We start from the raw sequence: 19,243 nt of genomic DNA on the forward strand, positions 1-19,243 counted from the left end.
TTCACCCCCATCTGCGATCGACGACCCCGCCGCGTCTCCTGCGGCGGGGTCGCCGTGTACCCGGGGCGCCCCAGCCCGCGGGAGACACAACTTTCCCATCCTTGCTCATTGCTCTCGAATCTCGGCTCTTTTCGCCGAAAAAGTCTCGGTGAGAAATTTTGGAAAAATCCAATGCGAGTGTTGCCACAGATTTGCGACGGTTCACCTATTGTTCTCGACAACGTGCAAGCAACGCGCGTAATCGGCTCGACACGGAAGTCCGCCCTGGCACAGGGGGAGATGATGGAGAACATGATGCTCGGATTACTCGGCGCACTCAACAGCGGTGTCACGCTCGGTCTGGCCAACACGATTCTGACGTTCGGTGGCGTAGTCCTCAACCTCAACATCGTCGTCAACTGACCAAGGGCTTCGTCGTCTGCTGACGACGGGGCCGCACCGCCCGCCCGCTCGGTTCCCTGGGACGCTCACAGGAACTTCCCAGGGAACCGACAGCGATGATCCAGCGTTCCGCGTGATGATGGGTTCCGTGAATGCGAAACCCGTCGAAGCCCGAGTTCTCGTCGTCGACGACGAACCGAACATCCTCGAACTGCTGTCGGTCAGCCTGCGCTTTCAGGGTTTCGAGGTGGCGACCGCGTCGAGCGGCACGGCGGGTCTCGATACGGCGCGCACCTTCCGGCCCGACGCCGTAATCCTCGACGTCATGATGCCGGGGATGGACGGGTTCGGGATGCTCCAGCGGCTACGCGCCGATGGTGTGCACGCGCCGGTTCTCTTCCTTACGGCGAAGGACGCGGTCGAAGACAATATCAGCGGCCTCACACTCGGCGCCGACGACTACGTCACCAAGCCGTTCAGTCTCGAAGAAGTGGTGACACGGCTGCGGGTAATACTCCGTCGATCCGGCAAGGTGTCGGTCGAGGAGCAATCGGCGCGCATCACGTTCGCCGACATCGAACTCGACGACGACACACGTGAGGTATGGAAAGCGGGCGAGCTGGTATCGCTGTCGCCCACCGAGTTCACCCTGCTGCGGTACTTCATGGTGAACGCAGGCACGGTTATCAGCAAGCCGCGCATCCTCGACCACGTGTGGAATTACGACTTCGGCGGTGAGGTCGGGGTGGTGGAGTCGTACGTCTCCTACCTGCGTCGCAAGGTGGACACCGGGGAGACGCCGCTGATCCACACCCTTCGGGGCGTCGGGTAGGTGATGCGCGAACCGCGGCGATGACCGCCCCACCCGCACTAGAGAATTCTGTCGCGCCGGCCGGTCACGCGGGTCGGCGGTGGGTGCGGGCGATGCCGTTGCGGGTCACCTTGGTGGGTGCGGTGCTGCTGCTCGCGGCACTCGGTCTGCTGGCGTCAGGAGTCGCGGTGACGTCGGCGCTCGAAAATTCCTTGACGAGCCGGATCGATCACCAACTCCGCGAGGCAGCGCAAGGGTGGGCCAAGCCGCGGGAATCACGCCCCCTCCCGCCCCCGGACGAGCCGAACCCGGGACGACCACCCAGCCCGTTCTATGTGCGCACCGCGTCCCCCGACGGAACGGTGCTCTTCCAGATCAACGACGAGGCCAGCGCGCCCGCAATTCCCGCCGATCCCCCTTCGGGTCCCATGACGGTCGGCTCCACCGACGGATCCGATGTCCGCTGGCGTGTGCTCACCACCACCACGGCGAGCGGCACCCAGACGACGGTGGCGGTGACCCTCACCGAGAACGACGACACGGTGAACCAATTGGTGGTCCTGCAACTCGGCATCGGCGCGGTGGTGCTTCTCGCGTTGGGCGTCGTCGCCTACTTCGTCGTCCGCCGCAGTCTGCGTCCGCTCGGCGAAGTCGAGGAGACCGCCGCCGCGATCGCCGCCGGCGACCTCCATCGGCGTGTCCCCGAGCGCGACGACCGCACCGAGATCGGACGGTTGTCGGTTGCCCTGAATGGGATGCTCGCCCAGATTCAGCATGCCTTCGCCGCAACCGAGGCGTCCGAGGAGTCGGCACGCCGCTCCGAGGAGAAGATGCGGCAATTCGTCGCCGACGCCAGCCACGAATTGCGTACCCCGCTGACCACGATTCGCGGTTTTGCCGAACTGTATCGGCAGGGCGCGATGACCGACACCGAAAGGTTGATGAGCCGTGTCGAGGGAGAGGCCTCCCGGATGGGTCTACTCGTGGAGGACCTGCTCATGCTCGCTCGGCTCGACGCCCAGCGGCCCCTCGAGAATCGGCCGGTCGACCTGCTGTCCGTGGCGTCCGACGCCGTGCACGCTGCCCGCGCGGTGGCACCCGAACGCTCCCTCGCCCTCGAAGTGGGTTCCGGACCGGGAACCCCTGAAATCCTCGGTGACGAGGCGCGGCTGCGGCAGGTACTCGGCAACCTCCTTTCCAACGCCGCCAAGCACACTCCCGCGACCGCGGACGTGACGGTTCGACTGCAGACCACTGAGAACCGGGTCGTGCTGGAGGTAGCCGACACCGGCCCGGGTCTCAGCGAAGAGGATGCTGCGCGGGTATTCGAACGGTTCTACCGAGCCGACGCGTCCCGCACCCGAGAGAGTGGGGGAAGCGGACTCGGCCTGTCGATCGTGGCGGCACTCGTGGCCGCGCACCAGGGCACCGTGACGGTCGACAGCCGGCCGGGCGAGGGCGCCACCTTCCGGGTGGAACTGCCCCGGGCGCTCTGGATCACATGTCTCAGTCGGGAACGTTGTTCGCGTATCCGAGATCGCGGAGGGCGCCGCGGAGCTTCGTCATAGCGTCGTCCTGCGACTCCTGAGACGGATCCGGGTTTGCATTGCTGATGTTGAAATCACCGAGGTCGTACGCCGGGAAGACGTGCACATGCAGGTGTGGGACCTCGAGTCCGGCGATCAACAGGCCGGCGCGGGGGGCGTCGAACGCCGGGCGCACGGCCTGCCCGACGATGCGGGCCACATCCATCACCTTGGTCCACAGCTCCCCGTCGACCTCCTGCCAGTGGTCCACCTCTTTCCGGGGCACGATGAGGGTGTGGCCCTGCGTGATGGGTGCGATGGTGAGGAACGCGACGACATCCTCGTCCTCCCACACGAACCTTCCGGGCAGATCTCCGTTGATGATGGCGCTGAATACAGATCCCATGGCCGCCATTATGCGGCTTCGCCACCCGTGAGTACTTATTAACCATCCCCGGTTAAGAAGTACTCACAGGGGGAACACGATCTCCGGCGTCCGGCAGATGAGCAATCTCCGCACGAGGCCCGAATCGTCGAGTTGTGCCGACGTGTTGAACGAGGCCTCGAAATCACCGTTCCGGGTGGTTCGTCCCAGAGCCAGCTCGAGTTCTCCCACACGAGCACCGGCGAGGATCTCGTGCACCAGCACGCTCTTCTCGCGTTGTTGCAGATATCCGACCAGGCCGGCGCGATCACCGACGAACTCGGCGGCATTGCCGCCCCCAGTGGAGAACTGAACCGACATCCGGAAATCGGGGGTGATCATGTCCAGGACGCGGTCGGGATCGTCCGAATCCATGATTGCGAACCACGCGACGAGCACGGGAGTCGGCGACGTCGTCTCGTTCAGGTCAGTCGTGTTTCTCATGGGTCAACTCCTTTGCGAGAAGGCTGAATTCCGTATCGAACGACACCTCGTACGCATCGATGGCGCCGTCGCTGTCGAGGTGCATCGCTGCCAGGAAGTAGCCGGTTGTCTTCACGCCGTTCTCGACGACGGAACCGTAAGCGAATTGGACGTCTCCGGCGTTGCTCGTGCGGAGCAGCACATGCTGTCGATCGACCGGAGGGCGTCCCCGCAGGTAGTCGAGCATGTCGGCCCGGCTGTAGCCGCGGCGGACGGTACCGGGCAGGACTATGGCGAACTCGATCGATGGGTCGAGCAGCGCCACCGCGTCGTCGATTCGGCCGCTGTCGAGGGTCGCATAATACTGCTCGATCACGAGTGCATCGGTCATGAAATGAACTTAGTTCAGGCATCGGCGGTTTGTCGAGCATCCTTGTCGCGACACCATCGGCCAAACTAAACTGAACTCACGTCAATCTGAGGAGACTTTCATGCCGACCCACCACTTCCATCCATGGCCCGAGGCTGAACCCCCGGCGATGACGCCCGTCGCCGAGCACGACGACATCCGGGCCGTAGTTCGACAACTGCTGGACCGGCATTCGACGCTCGAAAACAGCCGTCTCGCCGCTGAGTCCGACGCCGGATATTCTCCCGAGTTGTGGTCTCTCCTCGTCAAGGAGATGAGCGTCGCGGCCCTGGCGGTGCCGGAGCATCGCGGCGGTTTGGGTTATAGCGTCGTCGAACTCGGGATCGTCCTCGAGGAATGTGGGCGCGCGCTGGTCTGCGAACCTGTCCTTCCATCCGCGACACTGGGAGTGCGTGCACTGCTCACTGCCGACGGGTGTCCGCAGGTCGACGAACTGCTGGGCAGGGTCATGCAAGGCGAACTCGTCGCAACCGTGACGGCGCTGGGTGAGCACACCGATTTCGCCGATGTCGCGCGAGTCGACGACCGGTGGTCGGTGTCGGGCCGTGCAACGAATGTTGTGCAGGGCGGTGCGGCCGATATCGTGGTCCTGCTCGGGCATGGCGAAGACGGACCTGGCCTCTACGCCGTCGATCTGCGGACCACGTCGGTGCGACGAATGGAACTTCCGGTGATCGACCCCAGCCGGCGGCAAGCCAATCTGCTGTTCGATGCGGCGGACGCGGTACGTCTCGTCGGACCCGGCGACGCACGGCGCAAGGTCGAAGAATTGCGGAGTCTCGGGGTGATCGGGCTGGCCTGTGAACATGTGGGAATGATCGACCGATTACTCGACACTACAAGGGAATACACCATGCAGCGCCGTCAATTCGGACGAGCGATCGGATCGTTCCAGGCCGTCAAGCATCGACTCGCGAACATTTTGGTCGAGCTCGAGAAGGCCCGATCGGCGGCGCGGTATGCAGCGGCGGTGTTCGCGGAAGACCCCGGCGCCGCACCGCTTCCGGCCGCTGTCGCCGGTGCGGTCTGCACCGAGGCCGTGATTGCCACTGCTCTCGAGGCCGTGCAATTGCATGGGGGAGTGGGCTTCACCTGGGAACATGCGGCGCATTCCTACGTTCGCCGCGCGCTCGGAGACGAACCGCTTCTCGGTGATGCGCGGGCCCACCGCAGTCGTATCGCCGATCTCGTCGGGGTCTGACTCGACCCACCCGGACCGGCCGAGAAGAAACCACTTGCTCCGCCCCTATTGACGGACCAACTCCTACCCAGTACAACTGAAGTGAATCCAGTTCAGTTTCATTCTTCGAAAGGACACCGACATGGTGGACACCGACCACATCGTGCTCGAGAAGGACGGCGACGTCGCCCGCGTGTGGCTCAACCGCCCGCACAAGAAGAACGCGGTCACCGTCGAGCTGCTGCATCGCCTCGACGAGATCATCGTGGAGGTAGACAACGACCCCGACCTCAAGGTGCTGGTCCTGCGTGGACGTGACGGCACCTTCTGCTCGGGATTCGACCTCGACGAGCTGCGCGAGAAGTACGTCGGCTCCACCACCGCGATGGACGTCGCGGTGCTGTCGGCCCGGGTGTGCGACCGCCTGTACTCGATGAACACCCCGTCCGTCGCGGTCCTCGAAGGCTTCGTCACCGCAGGCGGTTTCGAGCTGATGATCTCCTGTGACTTCGCGATCGCCGCCGAGGACGCCCGAATCGGCGACTTCCACATCCGCCGTGCGCTGTTCGGTGGGGCGGGCCCGATCTACCGGCTGCCGCGGATGATCGGCGTTCGCAAGACGAAGGAGCTCATGCTCACCGGCAAGCTCCTCACCGGTAAGGAGGCCGAGGACTTCGACCTGATCAACGCCTCGGCGCCGGCCGAGGATCTGGACAAGCTTCTCGCCGAGTTCATCGCCCCGATCGTCGACAAGAGCCCGTTCATGATGAAGCTCACCAAGATGTGCATCGACCGCGGTCTCGACGCGGACATCCAGTCGCTCATGGTGATGGAGCACCTCGCCGTCGGCAACGCGCTGCAGTCGGAGGACGCACGGGAAGGCGTGAACGCTTTCCTCGAAAAGCGTGAGCCGAAGTGGGTCGGTCGCTGATCGAGCCCGACAACGAATTCCGAGGGAGAGGATGAGGATGGGCGAGACACACACCGCACCGGCGCTCGAAGCAAGCCGCTGCTCCCACTGCTCGACTGTCGCGTTCCCGGTCACCGGTGTGTGCTCGAGATGCGCCGGGACGGCAATGTCACCGTTCACCGTGAGTGCACGCGGAACGGTCTGGGCGTACACGGTTCAGCGTTTCGCCCCGAAATCTCCGCCGTATGTCCCGCCGCCGGAAGGGTTCTCGCCGTACGCGGTCGGATACGTCGAACTCCCCGACGGAATCAGGATTGAAGCCGTGCTCGACTGCCACGACTTCGACGAGTTGGACGACGGGGCACCGGTGACCTTGGTCGCCACGGTGCCGGTGCCCCGGTTCGCCACCGACGCCTATCTGAAGGAGACCCGCTGATGTCCACTGTGTCGATCATCGGGGCCGGACTCTCGAAATTCGGGCGTCAGCCGGACAAGACCGGGCGCGGCCTTGCCCTGGACGCGATCGCGTCCGCCTTGTCCGACGCCGGTATCGCGTGGACCGATATTCAGGTGGCATTCGGTGGCAGCGATGGTTCCGGGCTCGCCGACACCCTGGTGGCCGAGCTGGGGCTCACCGGAATCCCCTTCATCAACGTGAAGAACGGATGCGCGACCGGTGGTAGCGCCCTGGTGTCGGCGGTCAACGCGATCCGCGCGGGCGCCGCCGACATCGCACTTGCGGTCGGCTTCGACAAACACCCGCGCGGCGCCTTCGACCCGGCGCCGGAGGACTGGGGCCTGCCCGCCGGCTACGGCGAGGCAGGTCTCATGGTCACCACCCAGTTCTTCGGCATCAAGATCGCGCGGTACATGCGCGAGCACGGGATCAGCGCACCCACTCTGGCCGCCGTGGCGGAGAAGGCATATCGCAACGGCTCGCTGAACCCGAATGCCTGGCGGCGTGAACCCCTTTCCGCCGAGGCGATCGCCGCCGCCGACATGGTCAACGACCCCCTGACGCGGTACATGTTCTGCTCACCCGGCGAAGGCGGGGCGGCCGTGGTGGTGGCGAGTGAGGCTGCCGTCCGGCGCCTCGGCGGAAGGCCCGTACAACTGCGGGGCATTGCGGCCGGCACCCGCCGGTTCGGCTCCTTCGAGGTATTCGGTCCGGCAATACAGGGCGAGGGAACTCCACCCAGCGTGAGCACGTCCACCGCCACCGCCGCATTCGAGCAGGCCGGCCTCGGCCCGTCCGACGTGGATGTGGCGCAACTCCAGGACACGGAGAGTGGCGCCGAGATCATGCACATGGCCGAATGCGGGTTCTGCGAGCACGGCGAACAGGAAAAGCTAATCACCGCGGGCGAGACGGAGATCGGCGGACGGATCCCGGTCAACACCGACGGTGGCTGCATCGCGAACGGGGAACCGATCGGCGCGTCCGGCCTCCGGCAGATACACGAGATCGTCACGCAGTTGCGCGGGGAGGCCGGTGCCCGGCAGGTCCCCGGACGCCCGCGCATCGGATTCACCCATGTCTACGGTGCCCCCGGAATCAGCGCCTGCACCGTCCTGTCAGTCTGAGGAAGAGCCATGAATCAAGCAACGATGCCCGATGTGGACCAGTTCGTGGATGACGCGCGAGCGTGGTTGCGGACGGTTGCCGAGCCGCGTACCCAGATCAAATGGGGAGTGGGATCCGACTCGGTCGCCGTCTTCGAAAATTGGACGGCGGAGCAGGAGCGCGACGAGACCGACCACATCCGCGCGTACGAACAGGCGAAGTTCGACGCCGGGTGGGGGGCGATGAATTGGCCGGTCGAGTACGGCGGACGGGCTCTGCCGATGTCGTATGTGCTTGCATTCCGGCGGGAGGAGAACGCGTTCGACGTGCCGCGGAGAACCGAAATGTTCTCGGTGACACAGCAACTGGTCGCGCCGGCCATCGCCCAGTGGGGAACGCCCGAACAGTGCGAGCGGTACGTGCGGGCGATGCTGCGCACCGATATCATTGCCTGTCAGCTGTTTTCCGAAACCGAAGCGGGGTCCGACCTGGCGGCTGTCCGGACGAGAGCAGTCGAACGGGATGGCCGGTGGACGATCACCGGACACAAGGTCTGGACGTCGGGCGCACGGGTCGCCGACTTCGGGGTCGCGGTGTGCCGTACCGACCCCGAGGCGCCCAAACATGCGGGGCTCACCGTCTTCTTGGTCCCGATGGATGCTCCCGGAGTCACCGTCCGACCCATTCGCCAGATGACCGGGGGCAGCTCCTTCAACGAGGTCTACCTCGACGGCGTCGAACTGTCCGACGACTACCGGCTGGGGCCGGTGGGGCAGGGCTGGCCGGTCGCCTTGACCGTGCTGGCAGCGGAGCGCCTCGACGCCGGAAATCTCGGCCTGGCCAACGCGGATCAGGCTGTCGAACTCGCCCGTCACCTGGGTCGTGAACTGTCCGAAATCGAACGCGACACAGTCGCGGATCTGGTGACGCGCAGCTACGTCCAGCGGGTGACCGGAATGCGGGTAGCCGCCGCCGTGGTCGCGGACAAGGATCCCGGCCCGGAGGCCTCGGTGGGGAAGTTGCTCGCCACCGACACCATGGCGCGAACTTCGGAAGTGGTCCGGCTGTTGCTGGGCCGCGACCTGATCGCAGACTCGGGCGAGTGGGGCACGTTTGCGTGGACCGAGCACGTGCTCGGCGCGCCCGGATACCGCATCGCCGGCGGCACCGACGAGATCCAGCGCAACATCCTCGCCGAGCGCGTGCTCGGCCTGCCGAGGGAGCCCCGCCCATGAGTGCGACAATCACCCTCGACGACCGTGTGGCGCAACGGTTGCGCGAGCAGACCCCAGGCCTGGACGTAGGCCCACTCGAGCCGCTACTCGGAGGGCACTCCGGGCTGACCTACAAAGTCCGGACCGGTGACGGCGACCTCGTGGTCAAGGCTGTTCCCGAAGGCCAACGTCCCATCGGTCGACACGACATGGTGCGCCAGGCGAGAATCATGCAAACACTCGGGGCCACAGAGGTTCCCGTGCCCCGCATCGTCGCCGTCGACGAGACCGGACCGGCGTGGTTCGCGATGGAGTACGTTGCCGGGGAATCCCTCGAACCTGTACTCGATACGCCGGCGGTCGAACCGGCCGTTGCGGCCGCGCGGATGCGCCGCGCCGCGCAGGTACTGCCGCTGCTGCACGCGGTGCCCATCGACACGATCCCGGCAGCCGGAGATCCGTTGTCACCCGGCGCGGAGTTGGCGCGGTGGCAACGCACCCTGGACGCTGTTCCGCCCGAACTCGTCAGTGGGGGCGACGAGTTGCTCCGTCTGCTCGCCGACGATCTCCCTGAGGCGCTCGCACCGACGCTGGTGCACGGCGACTACCGGCTGGGCAACATCATCGCGCGTGACACGGAGCCGGCCGCATTGATCGACTGGGAGATCTGGAGCCTGGGTGATCCACGGGTCGAATTGGGCTGGTTCCTCGTCTTCGCCGACGGGGCGAACTTTCCCGGTGTGGGGCGCTCCGTGCCCGATCTGCCGTCCGAGGATGAACTGATCGACCTCTACACCAGGGACGACCCGGCACTGCCGGACATGAACTGGTTCAACGCACTCGGCCGTCTGAAAATGGCGGCGATCATGGGCCACAACCTGCGCCGGCACCGCGAGGGCCGCCACCACGACCCCGACCAGGAACGGCTGCCCGACACCATCTCACAGCTCATTCGCAGTGGCACTGCGCTACTCGCCTGATCAGAAAAGGACGACACGTGGACTTCGGATACTCCGCACGCACCGAGCGACTGCTCGAGCAGCTGCGGATTTTCATGGAAGAGCACGTCTATCCGGCCGAGGCCGTGTACGACGAGCAGATCAGGTCGAACGACAATCCCCACGAGCAGCCGAAGGTCATGCTGGACCTACAGGAGAAGGCCCGCGAGCTCGGGTTGTGGAATCTCTTCATGACGCACGGTGAGTGGGGTGCCGGGCTCACCAACCTCGAATACGCGCCCCTTGCCGAAATGGTCGGCCGGTCGGTGATCGGCAACGAAGCCATCAACTGCTCGGCGCCCGACACCGGCAACATGGAAATCCTCGCCATGTACGGCACCCCGCAGCAGCAGGCGCGCTGGCTCCAGCCGCTCCTCGACTGCACGATCAGGTCGGCATTCGCGATGACGGAGCCGGACGTGGCGAGTTCGGATGCCACGAACATCACCTCGACCATCCGCCGCGAGGGCGACGAGTACGTCCTGAACGGCCGGAAGTGGTACACCTCGGGCATTCTCGACCCCGACTGCAAACTTGTCATCTTCATGGGCAAGTCCGATCCCGACGCTCCGACGTACCGGCAGCAAAGCATGATTTTGGTGCCCGCCGATGCCCCCGGCATCGAAGTGCTCCGTGATCTGCCCATGTTCGGCTACCGCGACCGGCTCGGCCACGGTGAGGTCCAGTTCACGGACGTACGGGTGCCCGCCGACCACATGCTCGGCGCCGAAGGCGATGGGTTCGCGATCGCGCAGGGGCGGCTGGGGCCGGGACGGATGCACTACGCGATGCGGGCGATCGGCATGGCCGAACGGGCCCTCGAACTGATGTGTCGACGAGTGCTGCAGCGCACCGCATTCGGCGCACCGCTCGCTGACCGCGGTGTGGTGCGCGAGTGGATTGCCCGTAGCCGGATGGAGATCGATCAGATTCGGTTGCTGGTCCTCGAGTCGTCGTGGCTGATGGACACCCGCGGCAACGCCGCTGCCCGTTCGGAAGTCGCGGCGATCAAGGTTGCCGCCATGGAGATTGCCCATCGGGTGGTCGACCGCGCCGTGCAGGCGCACGGCGCCGCAGGGGTGAGTGACGACACCATCCTGGCCCGGCTGTATGCGATCACGAGGGCACTGCAGATCGCCGACGGCCCGAACGAAGTCCATCTGCGCACGATCGCGCGCCTCGAACTGAAGAAGTACGCATGAACACGACCGCAGAGTTGAAGGGGAAGGTCGCGCTCGTCACGGGTGCCACCCGGGGGCTCGGATACGCCATCGCCACGGGGTTGGCCGCCGCGGGCGCCACCGTGATCGTGTCGAGCCGCAAGGAGGAGGCGTGCATCTCCGCGGCCCGCGCGATCGCGAGGGAAACCGGTGGAATCGCCGAACCGCTCGCGCTGCACGTCGGAAAGTGGGATGCGATCGAACTTGCTGTCGATCACATTCTCGACCAGTTCGGAAGCCTCGACGTCGTCGTGAACAACGCCGGTATCGCGCCTCTGTCGCCGAACCTCGAGTCGGTCTCCGAGTCGCTCTTCGACAAGACGATCGAGGTCAACCTGAAGGGCCCGTTCCGGCTGATGGCGGTGGCCGGAGCCAGAATGAGTGCGGCAGGGGGCGGTTCGATCATCAATATCTCGAGTATCGGAGCGCTGCGGCCCAGCCCGCCGGAGGCGATGTATGCGGCGTCGAAGAACGGCCTCAACGCGCTGACGATGGCCTTCGCCCAGGAATACGCGCCCCAGGTGCGAGTGAACTGCATCATGCCGGGCGGATTCGCGACCGACATGGCGGCCGAATGGGACGACGAGTTCATCGGGAAGATCGTCGATCGGCTTCCGGCCGGACGGCTGGGGCGTCCGGATGAGATCGCCGGCCTCGTCGTGCATCTGGCCGGTGACCGTGCCGGGTACACCACGGGCGCGATCATCCCCGTAGACGGCGGACGCACCGCCGTCTACTGACGCGGGTGCCACGAACACGAGTAGGAGCCAACACATGCAGGTACCCGAGCTGTTCGAGCTGAGCGGTCGCGTCGCCGTCGTCACGGGTGCGTCGTCCGGATTGGGAATGGGATTCGCGCGGACACTGGCGTCGGCAGGCGCGACGGTCTTTGCCGCAGCCCGCCGAGTCGATCGGCTCGCCGCGCTGGCGGAGGAGGTCGACACCGTGGTCCCGGTCGAATGCGACATCACCGTCGACGCCGACCGGCGCCGGCTCGTCGACCGCGCCCGCGAACGAACTGGCCACGTCGACGTCCTTGTCAACAATGCCGGAAAGCCCGGACCGCCCAACGCGGAGGACGAAACCGCCGACGGGTTCTCGTCGATTCTCGATGTCAATCTCGCAGCGGGATTCCATCTCGCCACCTATGCCACGTCGGGGGTTCCGGACGACGCGGGGATCTCGATCATCAATATCTCCTCGGTCATCGGGTTGGTGTCCACAGCACCCATCGGCGGCGCGAGCTACGCAGCCTCGAAGGCGGGCATCCTCGGTCTGACCCGCGAGCTCGCGGGTCAGTGGGGCAGGCGGGGCGTCCGTGTCAACGCCGTCGTGCCCGGATGGTTCGATACCGAAATGACCGACGGATTGTTCAGCAACCAGCGTTCAGCCGACTGGGTGCGTCGCAACACGATGCTCGGCCGCGGTGGCCGCGCGGGCGAAGTGGACGGTGCCGTGCTGTTCCTCGCATCGGACGCGTCTTCGTATGTCACCGGACAGACCCTCGTCGTCGACGGCGGTTGGGCAGCCAGGTAGGTGAGGAAGGTGACCATCGAGACGATGAAAGCCGTGCGCTTGACCGGGTGGGGTGAACCCGCGCAGGTCCTGCCCGTCCGGGTCCCCGAACCCCAGGGAGCCGAACTGCTGCTCGAAGTCCGGGCGGCCGGGCTCTGCCGATCCGACCTGCACGTCATGGACGCACCCGCCGGTGTCTTCGACTACCCGCTGCCGCTCACACTCGGGCACGAGGTGGCCGGAACCGTTGTCGGTGTGGGCCCCACCGCCGACAGTTCGTGGGTCGGCGAGTCCGTAGTGGTCCATGGCGTGTGGTCCTGCGGCGACTGCCGCAACTGCAGACGAGGCAGAGAGAACTACTGTCACGAACTGCGTCGGCGGGCCGACGGCCGGCTTCCCGCGATCGGCAACGGTCTCGGCTACGACGGCGGCCTGGCCGAGGCCATGATCGTTCCCACGGAACGGTTCGTGGTACGCACCGGGGGGCTTGCTCCGGAGAGTGCCGCCCCGCTCGCCGATGCCGCCTTGACGGCGTACCACGCGATTCGTACGAACCAGGATCTCGTCGACGACCAATCGGTAGCCGTGGTGGTCGGCGTCGGGGGACTGGGCCACCTCGCCGTCCAAATTCTCCGCGCGCTCGGCGGCGGCACCGTGTTCGCCGTCGATCCGCGACCGGAATCCCGCGCGCTTGCGATGCGGCTGGGAGCCGACGCGGCATTCGCCGACATCGCGAGAATTCCTCAGTCGACCGGTGCCGACGTCGTCTTCGACTTCGTGGGCTCAGACGCCACCACGAACGCGGCAGCGCAGTTACTCGGACCCGGCGGCCGACTGGTGGTCGTGGGCAGCGGGGGAGGCCGGCTCACAGTCGGCAAGGACCTCGGACTACCCAACGGCTGGCAGGTCAGCGCCCCGTTCTGGGGAACGCGCGCGGATCTCGAGGCGGTAGTCGATCTTGCGCATCGAGGGCTGCTGAGCGTCGAGTCGACCGCATACCGCTTGGACGACGCCCTCGACATATACGACCGGCTGCGCCGCGGGGCGATCCGCGGGCGCGCCGTCCTCGTGCCGTGACCACCGACAATGTGTGTCATGACCGAAACAACTGTGATTCAGTAACCAAGAGGAGGCTGCGTGATGTGGGAGCTGGCGCGTGAATTCGTGGCTCGTGCAGAGAGTGAGCCGGACGAGGTCGCGGTCGTCGATGCGTCGGGTGGGTGGACTCGTGCCGCCATCGTTGCGGCGGCGACCGAGCTCGCCGCACTGTTGGACGCCGGCCCCGGGGGATCGCCCACCGTGCTCGTGCAGGCGGACAACAGCTGGCGGACACTGACCGCGGCGCTTGCGGTCGGGCTGCGGGGCGGTGTGGTCGCCGTGTTCAGCAGGCATGCCGGCCCGTCGGAGTTCGCCGTGGCCCTGCACGACATCGCACCCGATGTGGTGATCGGCGACCGGGAGTCCCTTGCGCACTGGGGTGTACCGGACGACCGCTTCGGTGACGAGGCGAGCGCGCTGGGCGGCTGGTCGGTGCGCTGGTCGCGATCGCCGGTCAGCGATGTCGAGCGATGGAACGGCGGGATCGCGATTGCGATGACGTCCGGGTCGACCGGACATCCCAAATGCGTGGTGCAGTCGGAATCAGCGATCCGCTACGCAGGCCGGTGCACCATCGACGCGGTCGGCCTCGAACCCGGGGATCCGGTTGCCGCGTTCGTCCCGCTCTCGTCGGTGGCCGCATTCTGCTTCGGTCTCTACCTCCCCGCGATGCTCAGCGCGCCGATGGTCTGTATGGATGGCTGGAAACCTGCTGCCGCGCTTACGGTCATCCGGAAACACCAGGTTGCGTGGACGATGCTTGTCCCCACCATGGCGCTCCAGCTGGCCGTCGCGCCGGACGCTACGGGTGCGCTTACCTCGCTGAAAGCGATGACCGTCGGCGGCGGGCCGATGGACGCCGGTGCGCTCGGTCGCGCCGAGCGAACTCTAGGCACGACGTTCCTGCGGGTGTTCGGTATGTCCGAGTGCCTCGGGCACACCACCCCGCTGCCCTCGGACGAGCCGGCCGTGCGCCTGGGGCGGGACGGTCGTCCCTTCCCCGGCACCGTCGTCCGAGCGGTGGACAATTCTGGCGCTCCCCTTCCGGCCGGGCGGGTGGGCGATGCACAGGTCAAGGGTCCTTCTCTGTTCGTCGGCTATGCGCGGGCAGGCATTCCGGCACCGCCCGAACTCACCGCGGACGGATTCCTGCCTACCGGCGACCTCGTCGAAGTCGCGGAGGACGGAAGCATCCGGGTGATGGGACGGCAGAAGCAGATCATCATCCGTGGTGGCCGCAATATCGATATCAACGAGGTCGAGGCTGCCGTCGCGCGCATTCCGACCGTGTCGCAGGTGTGCGTGGTGCCGGTTCCGGACGAGCTGCTCGGTGAGCGCGCCGCGGCCCTGGTGGTGAGTATGGGTGCGCCGATCACCCTCGCCGAGGTGACCGCGCACCTCGACGGCATCGGGTTTCCGAAATTCAAGTGGCCGGAGTTCGTCTTCGCGATCGACGACCTGCCGCAGAACAGGGTAGGGAAACTGTCTCGGCCGGATGCGGTGGACCTTGCAACACGTCTGCTCGCCGGTACCGCGAGCCCCTGAAATGCGACCCGACTTGACCTCAGTTCAGGTATTATTACCGGTACCGATCGACAACAGATGGATGGGGATCCCGTGTCCGTAGAAGCCATGACGCTCCGCGATGGTCCGCGTTCCAAGCGCGGGCTCATCCTCACGGCCGCGATCGAACGCTTCGGTGAAGTGGGCTTCGAGCACACCAAGTGGGCGTCGATCGCCGACGAGGTCGGTATCGGCCAGACGGCGCTCTACCACTATTTCGAGTCCAAGGGTCACTGCCTGTTGACCATCATGCGTCTCGAACTGGCGGAGTCCCTCGAGCGATTCGCTGCTGCAATCGAGGGCATCGATGATCCGGTGGAGGCGTTAGGCGCCGCCGTCACCAGTGCCCTGGAAGCGACCCCCCGAGACGCCCTGCAGCGACGTATCCTGCACAGCCACATGGATCTGCTCGCCACCCCCCGTCAATCCGAGAAGGAAGAAGCGGAGCGCCAGACTTCCCGTGCACTGGTGAACTCGATCGAAGAAGAGTGGTCTTTCCTCATCGCGAAAGGGATGGGTGCCGGGGTCTTCGCCGACGCGGATCCACGTTTGATGGCCCGACTGGTCCTCGGGCTCGTCGTCAGCGTGTGGCGTTGGTATCGGCCCGACGGCGACATGAGTCTCGACCAGCTCAACCGACAAGTTCGCGACGCCACTCTGCGCATCGTCCGCGCATAACGCACGCATGAGCGGAGGGGCTTTCGCATACCGACCGCAAGTGAACTTAATTCAGGTCAGTTATGGAGTGATGATGTACAACTTGATCGTCTTGGCCGCCCGTCCGCACGACTGGAGTCATGAACAGTTCATTCAGTGGTGGCGCGGCGAACACGCCGATGTGACCTACCCACTCCCGGGCCTGCGGCGCTGGCAGCACACCGAAGTGCTCGACGCGATGGACGACAGGTCGCGGGAATGGGACGGCGTCTCGATTCTGAGTTTCGACTCCCGTGAGGACCTCGATGCCGCGCTCGCCAGCCCGCAATGGCAAGCCGCCGTAGACAACGTCGGTCAGATGCGTGGCAAGCGCATCCTCGTCATGGGCGAGGAGAAGACGATGGTCGAAATGGGCAGCGGCACATCGTGAGGGCTCCCTGGATGGAGCCGGGCTGTTACGAGGTGGCGCCCGGTGTGCATCGAGTGCCCCTTCAGATGCCTGACGACGGTCTCGGTGCGGTGAACGTCTACGCCCTCGAGACCCCGGACGGCCTGGCGCTCGTCGACGGCGGATGGCGCGTCGACAACACCTTCGAGGAGATGGAGCACGCACTGCGCCGGATCGGCCACACCACCGCGCAGATTCACGACATCTACGTCACCCACGTGCACCGCGATCACTACACATTCGCCGTCGAACTCCGCCGCCGCCACGGCTCACGCGTCCACCTCGGTGCTGCCGAGGCGGACGGACTGGCGGCCGTCAGTGCTCTCGGCAGCAACGTTCCGACGGATTCGCTGCACGAGCTCCGCCGCGCCGGAGCCCCCGTCCTGGCAGACACTGTCGAGATTCTGACCGCGGCGGAACCGTTCTACCTGTCGGACTGGGAAGAGCCCGACTGTTGGCTCGACGCGGGTCCGCTTCGGATCGGGCAGCACGCGATCGACGTAGTACACACTCCGGGTCACACCAAGGGACACATCGTCTTTCACGATACCCAGCGCGGCCTGCTTTTCAGCGGAGACCACGTCCTACCCTCGATCACTCCGTCGATCGGATTCGAACTCGGCGAGTGGGACCTGCCCCTGGGGCGCTACCTCGACTCGCTGTCCCGAATGCTCGACCGCCCCGATGCGCACCTCCTGCCGGCGCACGGAGATCCGACACCGAGCGTGCATGTCCGAGTCGAAGAGCTACTCGCACATCATGACCGACGATTCATGGCTATGCAGAACGCGCTGGTGTCGCTGGGGCCTGCGACCGCGACGGCCGTCGCAGACGCGGTCACGTGGACCCGACGCGAGAAGCCGTTCTCCACGCTCGACCCGTTCAATAAAATGATCGCCACCTGTGAGACCCTCGCCCACCTCGATACCCTGGTCGATCGCGGCCGGCTCGCAGTTCGAAGACGAGACGACAGCGACGTCTTCTCCGTCGCCTGAGTGCGGAAGGATCCCATGCAGAGTCATGAGCTGAAACTGGCGCGCCATCCCCAGGGGAAGGTCCGCCCGTCGGACTTCCACCTCGACCTGGTGACGGTTCCCGAAGAACTGATGCCCGGCGACATTCTCGTGCGTAACTCGTGGTCGTCGATCGACCCGTCTGTCAGGATGCGTCTCGGCTCCACGGGCCCCGCGGGCTACCTCCCACCGTTCCGCATCGGGGAGACGCTGACCGGGTTGGCTGTCGGCGAGGTACTCGAGTCCCGTGACCCGGGCTTCGAGAAGGGCGACACGGTTCTGCACATAAAAGGTTTTCGCGAGTTCGCGGTGGTCCGGCAGGGCAGCGAAACCTTGGCCGGGGCCGGTGGCGTGACACGCCTCGACACGAGTGTGCACCCGCCGCAGTCCTATCTCGGAGCGCTGGGCAGTTCCGGGCTCACGGCGTACGTGGGATTGCAGTGCATCGGTGGACTCACGAGCGGAGACGTCGTATGGATCTCGTCGGCCGCGGGTGCGGTCGGCAGTCTCGCCGCGCAGATTGCGAAGCTCCGAGGTCACCACGTGGTCGGCAGCACTGGTTCCGGCGAGAAGGTCAGGTTCCTACTGGACGAACTGAAACTCGATGCCGCATTCGACTACCACAGCCCGGACCTGGCCGGAGCGCTCGCGAGCGCGGCACCCGACGGCATCGACCTATATTTCGACAACGTGGGTGGAACGCATCTCGAGGCCGCCCTGCATCACCTCCGGCCAGGCGGCCGGGTGGCCATGGCGGGCGCCGTCGCCTCCTATGACGCGGACACGGCGGCACCGAGTCCGGGCAATCTCTTTCAGATCGTTGCGAAAAACCTGACGGTGCAGGGTTTCCGGGCCGGAGCGTACGACCATCTGCTCGGCGACATGCGGGCCGAGGTCGGGAGCTACCTCCGCGACGGTCGCCTCGTTGTCGAGGAGACGGTGTTCGAAGGCCTCGGGTCGGCGCCGGACGCCATCGTCGCGATGCTGCAGGGCCGCACCGTCGGAAAGACGCTGTGCCGCCTACGCTGATGCTCCAGCGGCTACACAGAAGAACATGGCCCACGCATCACGCGGGGGCCATGTTCTTCTGCTTCGCTCAGGCCGCCGTCCACCCGCCGTCTGCGTAGATCTCCGAGCCGGTGACGAACGTGGAGTCATCGCCGGCCAGGAAGGCAACTGCGGCCGCGATTTCTTCACCGCGGCCGAGTCGACCCATCGGGGTGCCGGCCAGCATCTGGCGGTGACGCTCGCTGCCCTCCCAACGCTCGAGTAATGGGGCCGTACCGATGAACCCCGGGTGCAGCGAATTGACCCGTACTCCCGCTTTCGCCCAATGCAGGGCGGCGTTCTTGGTCATCGTGCGGACGGCGCCCTTGGCGGCTGCGTAGGCGACGCTGTTACCCACACCGCCCACGGTGCCGAGTATCGAGCACATGTTCACGATCGAACCGCCGCCGCTCCGCTCGATCAGCGGGCCGGCATGTTTCATGCCCAGCCACGTGCCGGTCTGGCCGATCCCGATCACCCGATCCCAGTGGGACCGCGTTTCGTCCTGCGCGGTGGCAACGCTGCCGATGGCCGCATTGTTGACCAGGGCGTGTAATGCGCCGAACGTCTCCTCGGTCGCCGCGACGACGGCCTCCCACTGTTCCTCGGAGGAGACGTCCAAGGCGTGCGCGGCATGACGTTCGGGCTGGGCGAGAGTGTGGAGTAAGTCCGTGCAGACCGATTTCTCGAGATCGGTGGCGACGACGTGGGCGCCTTCCTCGGCGAGCCTGCGGACGATCTCCGCGCCGATACCACCGGTCGCTCCCGTCACCAGGACGACCTTGTTGCGAAGCCGGTCAGGGCCGACGCTCATCGTGACT

At 65.8% G+C, this 19,243-nt stretch carries 22 protein-coding genes; 18 read left to right on the plus strand and 4 right to left on the minus strand.

Features of this window, described 5'->3' with window-relative positions; all coding sequences use genetic code 11:
* Nucleotides 1-222: 222 nt before the first annotated feature.
* From GFS60_RS05655 to GFS60_RS05665, 3 genes are all read left to right on the plus strand, one after another.
* Entirely contained in the window at nucleotides 223-402 is a 180-nt protein-coding gene (locus tag GFS60_RS05655; protein ID WP_159919517.1) for a hypothetical protein, read from the plus strand.
* Nucleotides 403-520: 118 nt separating this feature from the next.
* Nucleotides 521-1,213 (plus strand): response regulator transcription factor, encoded by a 693-nt coding sequence (locus GFS60_RS05660; RefSeq protein ID WP_201453592.1) that lies wholly within the window; start codon nucleotides 521-523, stop codon nucleotides 1,211-1,213.
* 92 nt (nucleotides 1,214-1,305) lie between these two features.
* Nucleotides 1,306-2,760, plus strand: a complete 1,455-nt coding sequence (locus GFS60_RS05665; RefSeq protein ID WP_159919521.1) for a sensor histidine kinase — start codon at nucleotides 1,306-1,308, stop codon at nucleotides 2,758-2,760.
* On the opposite strand, the gene GFS60_RS05670 is transcribed toward GFS60_RS05665, so the two are convergent.
* From GFS60_RS05670 to GFS60_RS05680, 3 genes are all read right to left on the minus strand, one after another.
* On the minus strand, nucleotides 2,699-3,124 hold the full coding sequence (locus GFS60_RS05670) for an HIT family protein (protein ID WP_159919523.1): 426 nt from the start codon (nucleotides 3,122-3,124) through the stop codon (nucleotides 2,699-2,701). The genes GFS60_RS05665 and GFS60_RS05670 overlap by 62 nt on opposite strands.
* A 63-nt stretch (nucleotides 3,125-3,187) precedes the next feature.
* Complete coding sequence (locus tag GFS60_RS05675; protein WP_159919525.1) at nucleotides 3,188-3,586, minus strand: hypothetical protein; 399 nt, start codon at nucleotides 3,584-3,586, stop codon at nucleotides 3,188-3,190.
* Nucleotides 3,570-3,956: a hypothetical protein gene (locus GFS60_RS05680; RefSeq protein ID WP_159919527.1), complete on the minus strand. Its 387-nt coding sequence runs from the start codon at nucleotides 3,954-3,956 to the stop codon at nucleotides 3,570-3,572. The genes GFS60_RS05675 and GFS60_RS05680 overlap by 17 nt, the downstream gene beginning before the upstream one ends.
* A 100-nt stretch (nucleotides 3,957-4,056) precedes the next feature.
* Between GFS60_RS05680 and GFS60_RS05685 the strand changes: the two genes are divergently transcribed.
* The 15 genes from GFS60_RS05685 (at nucleotide 4,057) to GFS60_RS05755 (ending at nucleotide 18,404) form a co-directional block, all read left to right on the plus strand.
* Entirely contained in the window at nucleotides 4,057-5,196 is a 1,140-nt protein-coding gene (locus GFS60_RS05685) for an acyl-CoA dehydrogenase family protein (RefSeq protein WP_159919529.1), read from the plus strand.
* A gap of 121 nt (nucleotides 5,197-5,317) precedes the next feature.
* Nucleotides 5,318-6,106 carry an enoyl-CoA hydratase/isomerase family protein gene (locus GFS60_RS05690; RefSeq protein WP_159919531.1) on the plus strand — a complete coding sequence of 263 codons (789 nt, stop codon included), beginning with the start codon at nucleotides 5,318-5,320 and terminating at the stop codon, nucleotides 6,104-6,106.
* A 37-nt stretch (nucleotides 6,107-6,143) separates the two neighbouring features.
* Entirely contained in the window at nucleotides 6,144-6,521 is a 378-nt protein-coding gene (locus GFS60_RS05695; protein WP_159919533.1) for a Zn-ribbon domain-containing OB-fold protein, read from the plus strand.
* Nucleotides 6,521-7,669 (plus strand): thiolase family protein, encoded by a 1,149-nt coding sequence (locus GFS60_RS05700; protein WP_159919535.1) that lies wholly within the window; start codon nucleotides 6,521-6,523, stop codon nucleotides 7,667-7,669. Before GFS60_RS05695 ends, GFS60_RS05700 begins: the two co-directional genes overlap by 1 nt.
* 9 nt (nucleotides 7,670-7,678) lie before the next feature.
* Entirely contained in the window at nucleotides 7,679-8,884 is a 1,206-nt protein-coding gene (locus GFS60_RS05705) for an acyl-CoA dehydrogenase family protein (RefSeq protein WP_236603386.1), read from the plus strand.
* A complete protein-coding gene (locus GFS60_RS05710) occupies nucleotides 8,881-9,843 on the plus strand; it encodes a phosphotransferase family protein (protein WP_159919537.1) in 963 nt (320 codons plus the stop codon). Before GFS60_RS05705 ends, GFS60_RS05710 begins: the two co-directional genes overlap by 4 nt.
* A 17-nt stretch (nucleotides 9,844-9,860) precedes the next feature.
* A complete protein-coding gene (locus GFS60_RS05715; RefSeq protein WP_159919539.1) occupies nucleotides 9,861-11,063 on the plus strand; it encodes an acyl-CoA dehydrogenase family protein in 1,203 nt (400 codons plus the stop codon).
* Nucleotides 11,060-11,821 carry an SDR family NAD(P)-dependent oxidoreductase gene (locus GFS60_RS05720; RefSeq protein ID WP_159919541.1) on the plus strand — a complete coding sequence of 254 codons (762 nt, stop codon included), beginning with the start codon at nucleotides 11,060-11,062 and terminating at the stop codon, nucleotides 11,819-11,821. Before GFS60_RS05715 ends, GFS60_RS05720 begins: the two co-directional genes overlap by 4 nt.
* A 34-nt stretch (nucleotides 11,822-11,855) precedes the next feature.
* Nucleotides 11,856-12,617, plus strand: coding sequence for an SDR family NAD(P)-dependent oxidoreductase (locus tag GFS60_RS05725; RefSeq protein ID WP_159919543.1), 762 nt, complete (start codon nucleotides 11,856-11,858; stop codon nucleotides 12,615-12,617).
* Between the two features lie 24 nt (nucleotides 12,618-12,641).
* A complete protein-coding gene (locus tag GFS60_RS05730; RefSeq protein WP_159926905.1) occupies nucleotides 12,642-13,673 on the plus strand; it encodes an NAD(P)-dependent alcohol dehydrogenase in 1,032 nt (343 codons plus the stop codon).
* A gap of 63 nt (nucleotides 13,674-13,736) precedes the next feature.
* Nucleotides 13,737-15,239, plus strand: a complete 1,503-nt coding sequence (locus GFS60_RS05735) for a class I adenylate-forming enzyme family protein (RefSeq protein WP_159926907.1) — start codon at nucleotides 13,737-13,739, stop codon at nucleotides 15,237-15,239.
* Between the two features lie 87 nt (nucleotides 15,240-15,326).
* Complete coding sequence (locus GFS60_RS05740) at nucleotides 15,327-15,935, plus strand: TetR/AcrR family transcriptional regulator (protein WP_159926909.1); 609 nt, start codon at nucleotides 15,327-15,329, stop codon at nucleotides 15,933-15,935.
* A 73-nt stretch (nucleotides 15,936-16,008) separates the two neighbouring features.
* Nucleotides 16,009-16,344: an EthD family reductase gene (locus GFS60_RS05745; RefSeq protein ID WP_201453593.1), complete on the plus strand. Its 336-nt coding sequence runs from the start codon at nucleotides 16,009-16,011 to the stop codon at nucleotides 16,342-16,344.
* Between the two features lie 11 nt (nucleotides 16,345-16,355).
* Nucleotides 16,356-17,357 (plus strand): MBL fold metallo-hydrolase, encoded by a 1,002-nt coding sequence (locus GFS60_RS05750; protein WP_159926913.1) that lies wholly within the window; start codon nucleotides 16,356-16,358, stop codon nucleotides 17,355-17,357.
* 15 nt (nucleotides 17,358-17,372) lie between these two features.
* Nucleotides 17,373-18,404 (plus strand): NADP-dependent oxidoreductase, encoded by a 1,032-nt coding sequence (locus tag GFS60_RS05755; protein WP_159919545.1) that lies wholly within the window; start codon nucleotides 17,373-17,375, stop codon nucleotides 18,402-18,404.
* Between the two features lie 67 nt (nucleotides 18,405-18,471).
* On the opposite strand, the gene GFS60_RS05760 is transcribed toward GFS60_RS05755, so the two are convergent.
* Complete coding sequence (locus GFS60_RS05760) at nucleotides 18,472-19,236, minus strand: SDR family NAD(P)-dependent oxidoreductase (protein WP_159919547.1); 765 nt, start codon at nucleotides 19,234-19,236, stop codon at nucleotides 18,472-18,474.
* Nucleotides 19,237-19,243: the final 7 nt, after the last annotated feature.

It is taken from the genome of Rhodococcus sp. WAY2, from assembly GCF_009859915.1.
In the GTDB taxonomy this organism is placed as follows: domain Bacteria; phylum Actinomycetota; class Actinomycetes; order Mycobacteriales; family Mycobacteriaceae; genus Rhodococcus_F; species Rhodococcus_F oxybenzonivorans.